Origin of the sequence: Lacihabitans sp. LS3-19 (assembly GCF_024343575.1) — a bacterium.
GTDB lineage: Bacteria > Bacteroidota > Bacteroidia > Cytophagales > Spirosomataceae > Leadbetterella.
On record NZ_RJUA01000127.1, the window covers coordinates 42172 to 55850 of the forward strand.

Annotated in this window: 10 protein-coding genes; 6 read left to right on the top strand and 4 right to left on the bottom strand. The window is 36.7% G+C overall.

Going from position 1 to position 13679, the window contains the following annotated elements; genetic code table 11:
• Positions 1–70: 70 nt before the first annotated feature.
• The 5 genes from EGI22_RS20925 to EGI22_RS20945 all read left to right on the top strand — a co-directional run bounded on the left by EGI22_RS20925 (position 71) and on the right by EGI22_RS20945 (position 4816).
• Entirely contained in the window at positions 71–406 is a 336-nt protein-coding gene (locus EGI22_RS20925) for a four helix bundle protein (RefSeq protein ID WP_255070868.1), read from the top strand.
• Positions 407–545: 139 nt separating this feature from the next.
• Positions 546–1412: an amidohydrolase family protein gene (locus tag EGI22_RS20930; protein ID WP_255070411.1), complete on the top strand. Its 867-nt coding sequence runs from the start codon at positions 546–548 to the stop codon at positions 1410–1412.
• 9 nt (positions 1413–1421) lie between these two features.
• Positions 1422–2705 (top strand): MFS transporter, encoded by a 1284-nt coding sequence (locus tag EGI22_RS20935; protein WP_255070413.1) that lies wholly within the window; start codon positions 1422–1424, stop codon positions 2703–2705.
• On the top strand, positions 2702–3697 hold the full coding sequence (locus EGI22_RS20940; protein WP_255070414.1) for a zinc-binding dehydrogenase: 996 nt from the start codon (positions 2702–2704) through the stop codon (positions 3695–3697). The genes EGI22_RS20935 and EGI22_RS20940 overlap by 4 nt, the downstream gene beginning before the upstream one ends.
• Positions 3698–3700: 3 nt before the next feature.
• Positions 3701–4816 (top strand): alpha/beta hydrolase, encoded by a 1116-nt coding sequence (locus EGI22_RS20945; RefSeq protein ID WP_255070416.1) that lies wholly within the window; start codon positions 3701–3703, stop codon positions 4814–4816.
• 185 nt (positions 4817–5001) lie between these two features.
• On the opposite strand, the gene EGI22_RS20950 is transcribed toward EGI22_RS20945, so the two are convergent.
• Positions 5002–9993 carry a glycoside hydrolase gene (locus tag EGI22_RS20950; protein WP_255070417.1) on the bottom strand — a complete coding sequence of 1664 codons (4992 nt, stop codon included), beginning with the start codon at positions 9991–9993 and terminating at the stop codon, positions 5002–5004.
• A gap of 173 nt (positions 9994–10166) precedes the next feature.
• Here EGI22_RS20950 and EGI22_RS20955 point away from each other — a divergent pair, with 173 nt between their 5' ends.
• On the top strand, positions 10167–10376 hold the full coding sequence (locus tag EGI22_RS20955; RefSeq protein WP_255070419.1) for a hypothetical protein: 210 nt from the start codon (positions 10167–10169) through the stop codon (positions 10374–10376).
• A gap of 3 nt (positions 10377–10379) precedes the next feature.
• On the opposite strand, the gene EGI22_RS20960 is transcribed toward EGI22_RS20955, so the two are convergent.
• The 3 genes from EGI22_RS20960 to EGI22_RS20970 form a co-directional block, all read right to left on the bottom strand.
• On the bottom strand, positions 10380–11888 hold the full coding sequence (locus EGI22_RS20960; protein ID WP_255070421.1) for a glycerol kinase GlpK: 1509 nt from the start codon (positions 11886–11888) through the stop codon (positions 10380–10382).
• Between the two features lie 39 nt (positions 11889–11927).
• On the bottom strand, positions 11928–12551 hold the full coding sequence (locus EGI22_RS20965; protein ID WP_255070422.1) for a hypothetical protein: 624 nt from the start codon (positions 12549–12551) through the stop codon (positions 11928–11930).
• A 109-nt stretch (positions 12552–12660) separates the two neighbouring features.
• On the bottom strand, positions 12661–13623 hold the full coding sequence (locus EGI22_RS20970) for an ABC transporter permease (RefSeq protein WP_255070423.1): 963 nt from the start codon (positions 13621–13623) through the stop codon (positions 12661–12663).
• Positions 13624–13679 lie beyond the last annotated feature (56 nt).

A 13679-nucleotide genomic window follows, 5' to 3' on the forward strand; every position in this document is an offset into this window, starting at 1 on the left:
AAAAGTGAACTTTTGGAAATTATCAAAAAAATAAAGTTAAAATGATAACGAATTTTGATTTAGAAGATCGATTGGTCTTTTTGCTGGAGAGACTATTATTTTTACAAGAAGTATTAAAAAAGACTTTGAAGGTAGCCATTTAAGTGGACAATTGATAAGAAGTAGCAGTGCTGCTCCTCTAAATTATGGTGAAGCCTTAGGGGCTGAGTCACCCAAAGATTTTATACATAAAAACGGAATAGTTTTAAAGGAGTTGAAAGAGTCACGAGTATGTTTTAAACTTTTGAAACACATTAATTATGGTGAAGATAAAGCAAGAATCAAGCTCCTTGAAGAGTGCGAGGAGCTAATAAAAATTATTGCCACACGAATTAAAAACGCTAAACTAAAAATGAATTCTAAATAAGTCTTTATACAAGAATTTGATTCGAACTTGAATTTAAATCTAGAATTTGAATCTTGAATTTGTATTTGAACTTGAATTTGTATTTGAACTTGAATTTGTATTTGAACTTGAATTTGTATTTGAACTTGAATTTAAAATTATGATAAATATTCAAAAAATAACCGCCATAGATGTACACACGCATGCAGAGGTAAGCTGTTGCCAGCCGCATGATGATTTCAGACCTGAATTGGATGAGGCTTTTGCCAAATACTTTAAGTCTGACAAGCGGCCAACCATGCAGGAAACGGCTGATTTTTATAGAGACCAAAACATGGCCTTGGTGATGTTTACCGTAGATTCAGAGCATGAAGTGGGCAAAAAACGTATCCCAAATATTGAGGTGGCGGAATGTGCTCTGAAAAACGACGATGTAATGATCGCCTTTGCCAGCATCGACCCACACAAAGGTCGCATGGGTGCTCGTGAAGCTCGCGATTTAATAGAAAACTATGGAGTAAAAGGTTTCAAGTTTCACCCAACGGTTCAAGGCTTTTATCCTTATGATAAAATGGCTTACCATCTTTATGAGGTCATTGCAGAATATAAATTACCCATGCTTTTTCATTCCGGCCATTCGGGTTTTGGTTCTGGCGTACGTGGTGGTGGTGGTTTGCGATTGGAATATTCCAATCCCATGCATTTAGACGATGTAGCCATTGATTTTCCTGATTGTCCAATTATCATTGCACATCCAAGTTGGCCGTGGCAAGACGAGGCACTTTCAGTTGCGATGCACAAACCGAATGTGTATATCGATTTGAGTGGTTGGTCTCCGAAATATTTCCCTAAACAACTCATTCAATATGCTAATACGATGCTTAAAGACCGCATGCTTTTCGGTACAGACTTCCCATTGATTACACCAGAAAGATGGATGAAAGACTTCGCAGAAGCTGGTTTTAAAGAAGAAGTAAAGCCATTGATTTTGAAAGAAAATGCTATCAGAATGCTAGGCTTAAAATAAAATTGAAATATGATTGAATTAGAAAAGCAAGCAATGTCTAATTTTCAATGGCTAATTGTAGCCATTTGTTTTATTCTGAATTTCAATGACGGCATTGATGTTTTGATTGTTTCATTTTCAAGTACTGAAATCATCGCTGATTGGGGACTTTCAAAGGTAGAAATGGGATATATTTTCAGTATCGGTTTGGCCGGAATGACCTTAGGAGCCTTTTTGATAGCTCCTCAAGCGGACAAAATTGGTCGAAGAAATATTTTCATAATCGCAGTAGGGATGATAACTATGGGCATGTTCGGCGTTGGTTTTTCAGATAAATATAGTCTCATGCTGATTTTTAGATTTCTGACCGGTCTAGGCATTGGAGGAATTTTACCAACAATGGCAGCTACAGCAGCGGAATTTTCAAATCAAAAATACAGAGATTTCAATGTAGGCCTTGTGCAGGCAGGTTGGCCCATCGGTGCAATTTTGACAGGACTTTTTTGTGCTAAATATATTCCAATTTATGGATGGCACTCGGCATTTATCGCAGCAGGAGTAGTTGCATTTTTTATGTGGCTTTTGGTAATTTTCTTTATGACTGATTCCGTGGAATTTATCATAAACCATAATAGCGACAATGCCCTTTCAAAAATAAATAAGTTACTTCAAAAAATGAAGTTACAGCCTATAAGCGAAGTTCCTCAAATATCTAAAGAAAAGCAAGAAGCTGGCATAAAAGCTTTATTTTCTGAATATTACAAAACCAATACATTAAAAATTTGGCTTGGAGCTTTCTTTGGTTTCCTAACGCTTTATACGCTCATGAGCTGGGTACCAAACATCGCCAAAGACTCCGGGATGCCGTTTAAATTGGCAACTTATGTGGGTATTATGCTTAATATCGGAGCTGCTCTGGGTTCCGCTTCGATTGGGGCATTTGGCAGCAAATTTGGAATGCGTCAAGTTATTTTCGCCTTTATGATTATTGCATTTTTGATCATGCAGATTTATGCTTTTTCAAACCTTACCACATCTTTAATTTTTGTTTTGGTATTGTTTATTGGCTTTTTTGTCCAAGGCGGATTTAACGGAATATGGCCTACCCTTTCCAGACTTTACCATGCCCAAATTCGGGCAACAGGAGTAGGGTTTACAGTTGGAATTGGACGTTTTGGAGCAATTTTAGGCCCTTTACTTTTCGGATATTTATCAGATAGCGGCATGAGTATCAAAATGCTATTTATCATTTTCTCATTGCCTCTTTTAGCTATGGGAGCATGTATTTGGTTTTTAAAATCTGATAAATTATGAAAACTGCTTTTTTAGAAAATCCCCAAAATGTTGTTTTAAAGGACATTCCTATTCCAGAACCAAAAGCAGGTGAACTGCGGATAAAGCTTAAAAAAATTGGTATTTGTGGCTCTGATGTGTCGCTTTTTTTAGGTAAAAGACTTTTAAATAAACCAACGATTATTGGGCATGAAGGCTTAGGAATTGTTGAGAAAATTGGAGAAAAAATATCCACCAGAAAACTTGGAGAAAGAGTGGCTGTAGAGCCCAATATCCCTTGTGGAGAATGTAAATTTTGTAAACAAGAAAGAGGTAATATTTGCATAAATAAACGAGTAATAGGCGTAAATGAAAATGGTTGTTTTGCAGAGTATATTTGTTTACCTGAAGAATTCTGCTGGCCTATTCCTGATGAGATTTCAGACGAAAATGCAGTAATGTTAGAGCCAACTGCAGTTGTGGTGCATGCTTTATCAAAATCATCCGCAAAACCAGGTGAGACCATAGCTGTGATTGGTTTAGGTGCCATAGGTTTGCTTTTGACCGATTTGGCTATTGCCTTAGGCTATCAGGTTTTCGTAACTGAAATCAATCAAGAAAAACTAGCCTTAGCCCAAAAACTTGGGGCAAAGGAAGCCAAAGGAACAGAAAATAAAATCAATAAAATCTGGGAAGAAAATGAAGTTATAACTGTTTTTGAATGTGCGGGTTTAGCACAAACAGCTACATTGGCTACCAACGCCGCACCGAGAGGTTCAGAGATAATTTTGCTAGGTTTAGCCACCAATGCTGCTCAATTTACCCCACTGAAAATCGTAAGGGAAGGTATCAGTATATTACCTTCTATCATCTATAACCATCCGGCAGATTTCAGAAAAGCGATCGACTTAATACGCAAAAAAATTATAATCCCGGGAAAATTCATTTCGAGTTATTTTCCTTTAAGTCAAATTCAAATTGCCTTAGAAAAAGCTTCGAAAGGCGATCAAACCAAAATAATAATTGAAATTTAAACTATGAAAAAATTAGCATTTCTACTTTTGATCTCTTCTGGCCTTTTTGCCCAGAATATTGCCAAAACCGATACAGGAAGCATAAATGGTGCAGCTTACCGTATAATTTTCCCTAAAAACTGGAACAAAAAACTGGTGATGTATGCTCATGGATACGAGTTTACGGGTACGCAGCCAAGGCAAAGCAAAAGCCCAGACTGGATAGAGCGAATGAAACCATTTACTCAGAACGGATTCGCAGTTGCAGCTTCAGACTATCAATTTCAAGGACTCGCATTGGCTCAGGGAGTGGATGATACCGAAAAATTGCGTCAGCATTTTATTCGTACTTATGGCCAGCCCGACAGTACTTTTATTGCCGGTCATTCTATGGGAGGTGGTGTTACCTTGGCAACTTTAGAAAACTTCGGTCAATTTTATAATGGTGGCTTACCTATGTGTCCACTTGCGGGTCGAATTTATTTACAAACCCGTAAAGAATTTGATTTAATTGCTACTTTCAATGTTCTTTTTCCTGGCTTGATGCCTTCATTAAAGGAAATTCTTACTTTTGACGCAAACGCTTTGCCAAGCAATATGGGACAAGCATTTGGCAAAGCGATGCAAATTAAGAAAGCCATTTTTGCCAAAGATTCAATGGGCGTAGTTTCTTTTGCCAAACATTTTGATTTAAAACCTGATGACGTTTCATTTGCTTTGGCTTTTGGCGAAAATGTATTGCGAGATGTGGTAAAAAAATCAGGTGGAAATCCTTATGACAATACCAATACTATTTATGGTCGATTTGAAGATAATCTGATGATGAATCAGAAAGTAGAGCGAATAGCCGCCAATGTTTCTCAATCTGCCAATTTTTCGAAGTACGATCGTACGGGTCAAATCAGCAAACCTACTATAGTTCTGCATACCATCTATGATCAATTGATTCCAGCCGATTTTGCCATTGTTCCATATGAAAATTTGATTCAAAAAAATGGCAATCAGGAGTATTATGTGGTGAAATACACCAGCGGTCAAGGCCATTGTAATTTTACCCCCGAACAAACTGGAAAGGCATTTGATGCTTTACGTAATTGGGTTAAAACTGGTGTGAAGGCAGAGGCGGGGTTTGTGGAGTGAAATTTATTTTTCTGAATATTCCATAACCAATTTTTAAGATTTTAAATAGGTTTCAATATTTCTAAACTTTTTTTTGAAAAAATTAAATTTCGGTCATACTTCTATTAACTTCTGAATTTAATTTTTTAAGATTTAAAACCAAAACTATTATTTCTGAATTAAAAGTTAATTAAAATACTTAAACTTTAATTGTTGCAACCTTCAATTTTGGCAATAAAAGTATTTCCATTTTTAACCTCAAAACCTGGTTTTAAAAGTACACTATGAGCTGAGTAAATTCCAATATCACTTTTTGGACTTATTGAGATTGTTGACTCCAAAGGTATATCAGAGACATATCGGCTTGCCGTATTTACAATAAAGCCACTTATGATAGACTCATTTAAACATGGCTTAAAATTAATGCCCTGAGAATGTTTACTATAACAAAAGCCCTCTACGCATTTTACACTCAAATACTGATAATCTGTGGGTATTAAAGTAACTGTATTTGGTTCTACTATGGATGAAGTATGGCTCCATTCTGAATTAACAGGGCAATTTGAACTTAGAGTAACCAGTTCGCCAGAACGAAATTTGGCCGGGACAAGTGTAATATGTGGTTCAATACCTGGGGTTACTGTAAGACTTACCGTAGAAGTAGCCGTTCCTGCACATTCGCCAGAGTTTATGGCAGTCACTGTATATATTCCTGACATAGAGGCATTTAAATCTAAATTACTTATATAAAATTCTCCAGAAGCGTTAAAACCATTAGGGCCAGTCCAAGAAAAAACAGTATTAGAAGTATTATTAGATTGTGCCGAAAGCAATAAAACATTCCCTTCACACAAATTGGCATTTATGCTTGATCCATTTGAAGGATTAAGTTCAGAACCAGCCTGAAAGATAAAAGCTTCTACTTTGGCTTGATTGCTGATTCCAATATTTCGGGTAACTGTTTTTGTACCAGGACATCCAATATAATGCACCAAAGCTGTATAAGAACCAGACTTCAATATTGATTTGGGATATATGGAAAGTGAACTTTGACTATTGGTGGTTTGTGAAAGACCATCTGGCCCAGTCCAATCTACCGATAAAATATTATTGGGTGAAAAATAGTTAGTTGTATTAATACCAAGGCTAAAACCTTGGTTCAGATTTTCGCAAAAAACTGGACTACTACTAGATATTAAAGGATCTGTGGGCGTAGTAGTTAGTACTAAGTTTACAGTGGTTGTTGCCGTAACATTACAGCCGTTGCCAATAGTGCCGCTTACGGTATAAATTCCAGCTTTTGATTGATCAAAATTTGCTATTGTAATTGACTGTGATTGGCTTGTAAAGCCCGCTGGACCTGTCCAGTTGATACTTGTTAAAGGTGCATTAGAAAAGGCAGAAATATCTTGACTTGTTCCAGGACATAGTAATGCCTTAAAATTACTCACATATACCTTAGGGTTTGTTATCTTGTTTATAATAACACTAGTACTAGCCGAACCAGCACAATTCCCACTAAAGGTACCCGTCAAGGTATAAACACCAAATTGCGGACTTTGAATATTCGTAATATTTAAAGTTTCTCCAGTACTACTAAACCCATTAGGACCTTGCCAAGCGTAAGTCACTGTTGATTCGCCAATACTATTTTGAGTACCAAGTATAAAATCTGCCCCTTCACAATATTGTGTATTTCCTGTTACATATACTTGTGGGTTTATTAAGCTCAAATCTACCGTTTTTGTTGCAGTACCACTGCACGCCCCTGTATAGGTGGCAGTAACGGTATAAGCTCCTTCTTTTTGAGGAGAAAAGTTAGTTACTGATAGCGTATTACCTGTTTGAGTATAATTATTAGGCCCAGACCAGCTATAGGAAACTGAAAGACCACCAATGCTTAAACTGGCAGATACATTACTAGTACCGCCATTACAAACAATATGACTTGAAGGGGCAAAAATTGAAATTGAAGAAAATGTAATATTGACTGTTGAAGTAGAACTTCCATAACAAGCACCTGAATATGTTAAAGTACTAGTGTAAATACCTGCTTTTGAACTTGAAAAGTTGCTTATTGAAGGATTTTTTAAACTGCTAGAGAAATTGTCAGGACCTGACCAAGAATAAGAAACTGATGTACCAAATGGTGTAGATAAAGGTCCTGTATCTAATGTTGTACTGCCGCCATTGCAAATATTATTATTGGTAGAATTTGCAAAAGATGGGAGATTATTTGTAACTGTAACAGTTTTGGTTGCAGTAGCCGTATTATTGCATTCATTCGAAAACACTGCAGTGAGGGTATAAACTCCACTATCGGTTTCTAGTAATGATGGCAAAATGAAATTTTGGCCACTAGCTGTAAATCCATTGGGTCCAGCCCATGAGTATACTGGCGTTTCATTTGTCATAGTATTCTTTTGGGCGGTTGCACTCATTGTTGATCCCGGGCAATAAAAAGTATTACTCGCTATTCCTACTTGGGCAATATTTGTCATTGTGATAGCCGTAGTGTTTGTAAAAATACCACATGTCAGTACATTTGCTGTTAGTGTATAAGTCCCTGCTTGGCTTGCACCAGCATTCAATATCACTGGATTAGATTGATTAGATTGAAAACCCGAAGGGCCTGTCCATGAATACTGAAAAACAGCACCATTTGTATTAAAAAAATTTATCGGAAAAAACGCAATACTTGATCCTGGGCAAAATGTATTTCCGGGAGTATAGATTCCAAAACCCATGTTCGCAGAAGATTGTATTATGATAGGATTAGATTCATTACTTTTAATATTGCTTGTAATTTCTACAATTCTAATCTTGTAAGCTTGTCCATAACTTAGCGTGCTTGGCAATTGAACCGAAATCGGGCTTTGAATACCTGTGCCAATATTTGTAGGATTTAAGAAACTGCCAGTGGCATCGGAAAGCTCTACACGAAAGCTTGGGCTGGTAAATGATCCAAGAGTTGCAAATGAAATTGGTAGACTTCCACCAAAGCAAAGCAGTTTTTCATTGAAATCCATATTAATTTGAGGATTTGGAAAGCCACGCAAAGGACTATCAAAAATACCTCGGCCATTTGTACTTACTACGGCAATGCTATCAATCGACCTAATATAAATTGCATTAATAGGAACATTAGGTAAACCATTGCTACTATTTACCCAATTTGGATTGCTGGCAGCAATATCTTCAGTTGAAAATACACCTAAATTTGTTGCTAAAAGCACTCTTGGTGATTTGGGTGCGAAGACTGCTGAAACAACGGAAACATCAGGTAAGCCATGTGCGATTTCGTCTTTGTTCTGCCATGTGGTACCCCCATTGCTTGAATACCAAACAGAACTTATTCCAAAACCTTCAAAAGTAACTATTAGTTCGCTGTCAGTATTGCCAATTTCGATAGAGCTTACCTTGGTTGATGGAAACGAAGGCCATGTTAAATCTTGGAAGCTGGCAGTTCCGTTAAGATTGATAATTTTGCCGAATTTTGGTATATTATAATTGTTTTGCATTCCTATAAACACAGCTTCTGAATTTTTTGCTTTTCGAATTATCGAAGCCGGAAGTAGCTGGTTTAAAACAACATCAAAGGATGTTCGGTATGTCGGAGATTCGATTGTCGTAATTCGGAAAGTAGTGGTCGTAGTGAAATAATCGGAGTTTACAAAACTATATACTTTGTTGGTTAAAGCATCGATATCTAGTATACTACCATTTGTGTTTAATTGTTGGAGAAAATTAAAATTATAATCATATAATGAGTTTCCTCTTAAAAAATAAGAAGGAAATGTAAAAGCTTTTGAGTTATAGTAAAAGGAACTCGTACCATTAATAGAAGATGCACCGAAGGAATGAAGGTTGGTATTTATACCCAATTCATTGGTAAAAACCAATCCATCATCAACCTGATTTTTCATGGATGGCATACCTGCTTGAGCGGACCTAAATCCTTTGTTTTTATTTTGCCAGGTTGGATTATTTATTTCGGGAATCCCTGCAGTGAATGAATATTTCAGACCTGAAAATTTCGTTGACACAGCTATTTTATCATCGCCAGATTGTAAGCAAATGTCTGTAACAAGTGATGTTAAATTTGTATTATTCCAGGTAGTACCACTATTGCTTGTTTTAAACAAAGTCCCATTCCCTGAAAAGTAGTAAGTATTTTGATTGTCAGGATGAACATGGATTACAATTGATCCTTTTTGATAAAAATTAAAGTTCAATCCATCTGTTCCAATATCCGTCCACGTATTTCCACCATTAATAGACTTTTTGAAAAAGGTAAGGTTATAACCAGTACCGGACGCAGCGATAATCTCTTGCGAAGATTGGGAAGAAATATTACCTAAAGCAAAAAAAGTAAAACTGCCCAAAATTGAAGGACTAATTTCAGTCCAATTATTCCCATTTACATCATTCGACCTATACATTCTGGAGTTTCCTGAATAAGACCCATTAGCAAAATAAACTGTTCCATCAGAGCCAATTTCGAGGTCAAAACCAAAATCAACACTGAATTTTAGGTTCCATGAAACCCCAGCATCAGTTGACATATACAAGCCTCGCCAAGTCATAGCCCAAAAATTTCCGTTAGGACTTATTGCAAGTTTGTCGATATACTGCATTGCATAACCCGTTGTACCGACCACTCCATTAGGGATTGTTGAAGTCAATCTTGAAAAAGTTTGTCCACCATCAGTGGATTTGTAAATTCCTGAACCAGGATATGACGAATCATAATTATTCAAACCAGTAGAAACGTACATTATAGTTGTTGTAGTAGGATGAAATACAACATCGCTAACATTAATACTCACCCAACTATCACCTCCAGTCACCTGTCTCCAGGACGAATCAGCACTAAACATATCATTGGTATACCAAAGACCTCCCATTCCTCCTGCCCAATATTTATTACCGTTAATATCGTTGGGATCTTTCTCTAAACAGCTCGCATATTGGTTGTCAAAACCATTAGGACCACGTTCATACCAAGTGATGTTATTGAGGGAAGAATTGCTACTACTTAAACGTAAATTACTTTTTTTGGACTTAAGCACATCTTGCCTTATGGTTTCAATTTCACTGTATGGAACGTTTAAATTTGTTGAATCTATAAAATTATCAATAACTTGAGCTTTAAGGTTAAAAGTTACTAGGAGAAGTAGCAGTAAAGTTTTTTTCATTTATATGGAGTTTTTATTTCAACAAAATTAAATAAAAGAATCACATTTACAATCTTGATTTTTTTAGTTCTTACTTCTTCTCCTCAATAAATGAGTGTCATTATAATAAAATAATATTCTCAAAATAAGTCCGAATCGGCAAAATTGACAAGTCTTTTTATGTTTTAGACAACATGAAAGACCAATTAATTCCAGCCCGATTTGCGATAGTACCTTTCAAAAACCATATCCAGAAAAAAGGCAACCAAGAATTTTACGTGGTAAAATACACCAACAGAAAAGGACATTGTAATTTTACGCCCGAACAAACTGGAAAGGATTTTGATGCTTTACGAAATTGGGTTAAAACTGGTGTGAAGGCAGAGGCGGGGTTTGTGGAGTGAAATCTATTTACTTTTAATAATTTCAACCCATTTTGCATAAAAATCTTGAATTGTAATATTATTTAAATTAGGCTCAATTTTCTCAGTTCTGATTCTATTTAATTCTTTCAAATGTTCAAGACTCGTATAAACGCCACTTTTAAGGCCAGAAAGATATGCTGCTCCTAAAGCTGAGATATCGGCATCAGATTGTTTCTGTAAAGGAATTCCTAATAAATCTACCAGAAAACGCATCACAAACTGATTTTTGGTTAAACCACCATTTACCGCGATGCTTTTTAGGTCTCCACCCATATCTGCACCCATGGCATTTACCACGTCTTTGATTTGGTAAGGGATGCTTTCTAAAGCTGCTCTTACAATATGATTTTTAGAAGTTCCGAAAGTCATGCCTTCTATGGATGCCTTACGGTTCATTTTCCAGTGTGGGGCTCCTAGTCCGCTAAATGCGGGTATTAGATACACGCCGCCATTGTCTGTAACTGCATTGGCCATGCCCTCTGTTTCTGATACTTCTTTAAAGAACCCTAACTCATTTTTTATCCATTCTATAGTAGAGCCGCAAGCTACTATTGCTCCTTCTAATGCGAATGCTACGGTTTCTTCCGTGCTCCAACAGATGGTGGTCAACATTCCTGCTTTTGACCGCACTGGCTTAGTGCCGATGTTCATCATTATAGACGAGCCTGTCCCCAAGGTAACCTTAGCGGTTCCAGCATCAAAACATGCTTCGCCAAATGCGGCCGCGTGCGAATCACCTATTAGAGACGTTACAGGTATTGATGAATTTTGCTTAATGAATGATAAACTTGGGAATGCTTCGCTTACATCCCAAACACCGAAATCTGCACTTGAGGCACAAACTTCTGGTAGGTTTAACTTTTCTAAACCCCACATTTTCAAAATATCAATGTCCCACATTAAGGTATTAATATTGAAAAGTAAGGTTCTATGAGCATTGGTATAGTCTGTTTTGAAAGACTTCCCTTTGGTCATTTTATACAAAATCCAAGTATCCACAGTTCCGAAAAATACTTCTCCCTTATCTAGTTTTTCTTTCAGGCCGTCTTCGTTTTGCAATAACCAAAGTAACTTCGTTGCAGAAAAATAAGGGTCAATTAAAAGTCCCGTATTGTTTTTTATGATTTCATTTTGCCCTTTATCAATCAACTCCTTGCAGATAGAGGTGGATCTTTTGCAAGCCCAAACTACGGCAGGAGCCAAATGATTTCCGGCTTTATCCCAAAGTATAAAGGTTTCGCGTTGGTTGCTTATCCCGCAGGAAACTATGTCTGAAATGTTGTAATCAACACTTACAAAATTTTCTAAACATTTGGCTACCGAATCCAATACGTTTTGATAAATGCCTTCTGGGTTTTGCTCCACAAATCCATTATCAAAGTAATCGGTGTGCAAGTTTACATGGCCCTTAACTACCGCATTGCCGCCTTCATCAAAAATCACAGTTTTTGTGCTACTAGTACCTTGGTCTATTGAGAGAACGAATTTCATTTTTAATAAAGATTATTTTACTCTTTGAGTATCTATGATTTAATTCCAAAAGGTTTTGTCTAAATAAAAGACTGTATCTATAAAACGCAAAACTCCATTTTCCGTCAATACATTTTCGTCATGTAAATCCTCTAAAATTATTCCCAAAACTGGGTTGTAATAGTCATGGTTTCTATTGTTAATAAAACCATTGGCAGTTAGAAAATCTTTGACATTTTCGAGTTTTGTTGGCTCTGTAGCTTTTATAAATGACTGACTAACAACAGCGAATACCACATCCGCATCTTTATAAAAACCATCTAGATGATAGGCTGTGTCAGCAAAAAAGAAATTATTTAAAAGAAGATTATGAAAATAATCTTGCCATGAAGCGTAGTAAATTGAATCGTTGAGTTTTTGAACTGTTTTGCCGTCTTTCAGATAGACCCGCTGCTCCGCTCCTTCAGACACATAGTTATCTAAATTGAGGTCTGATATCCAAAGTTGTTCTTTGTCAATTAACTCAATTAAGATTTCTGTTTCTTGTTTTTTGAAGTGCTCGTTTTCTTTATCCAATTTGCTTGCATTACAGCTTCTTTCAAGCTCACGGGCGACTGTTTGGATAAGAGCTCCATAGACAACCGAACTCTTTCCTGAAATGATATTTTGTAATTCATTTTTCAAATTTTCACTAAAATTACTCTTAATTCATTAATTATAAAAACATTCGAAATAGCCCCCATATTTTGAAAGAAAAAAATAGCATTAGCCATTCTCCAATTACCATCAAAATCTAAGCTTTCTTCTTGCTTTTTTGATCAATGATAACTGCTAACAGTATAACTAAGCCTTTCACTACTTGTTGCCAAAATGGCGACACATTTAACAATATCAAACCGTTATTAAGTACGCCAATTATGGTGGCTCCTATTACGGTACCCGCTATGGTACCAATACCTCCTGAAAGCGACGTACCTCCAATAACAACTGCCGCTATGGAGTCTAATTCGTAACTCGCACCTGCGTTTGGCTGTGCCGAGTTTAGGCGTGAAGTCACTAAAATCCCTCCTACTGCGGCCATCATTCCTGAAATACCGTAGACGGCTAGTTTAACTGCTTTGATATTTATTCCTGATAAAAATGCAGCTCTTTCGTTTCCACCGATGGCGTAAATGTATCTACCAAACGTGGTTTTATTTGTAATAAACACCACAGACAAAACCACAAAAAGCGAGATCCAAACCGGAACCGGTATGCCCAATAACCAGCCCGAACCTATAAATTCGAAACTTGAACCAAGGTTTGAAATCGGAATACCTTGTGTATAAAGCATAGTAGCACCACGGGCAATAGTTAGCATGGCCAAAGTAGCCACAAAAGGCGGCAAACTAAACTTGGTGATTACCCAACCGTTAAACAATCCCATGAGCAAACCCACTATCAAAGCCACCAAAACACCACCTAAAACGGTAAACCCTATGAAAAGATCCATGGAAGGTATTGAGATTCCTTTTGACAATAAGCCGGCACAAACAGCCGAGCTAAAAGCCAACACAGAACCCACCGAAAGGTCGATGCCGGCCATCAAAACCACCAAGGTCATACCTACCGAAATGCAGATATTTACTGATATTTGTCTGAGCACATTCCATAAGTTGGATGAGGTCATAAACTTATCAGACAGAATACTTATCACCAAGCAAAGTGCAAACAACGCGATCAGTGACTGAGATTTTTTGAGTAATTCTTTATTCATTTTTTATAATGCTAAACGCTAAATACTTACTGATAAATAATTAAATTCTAATGTTT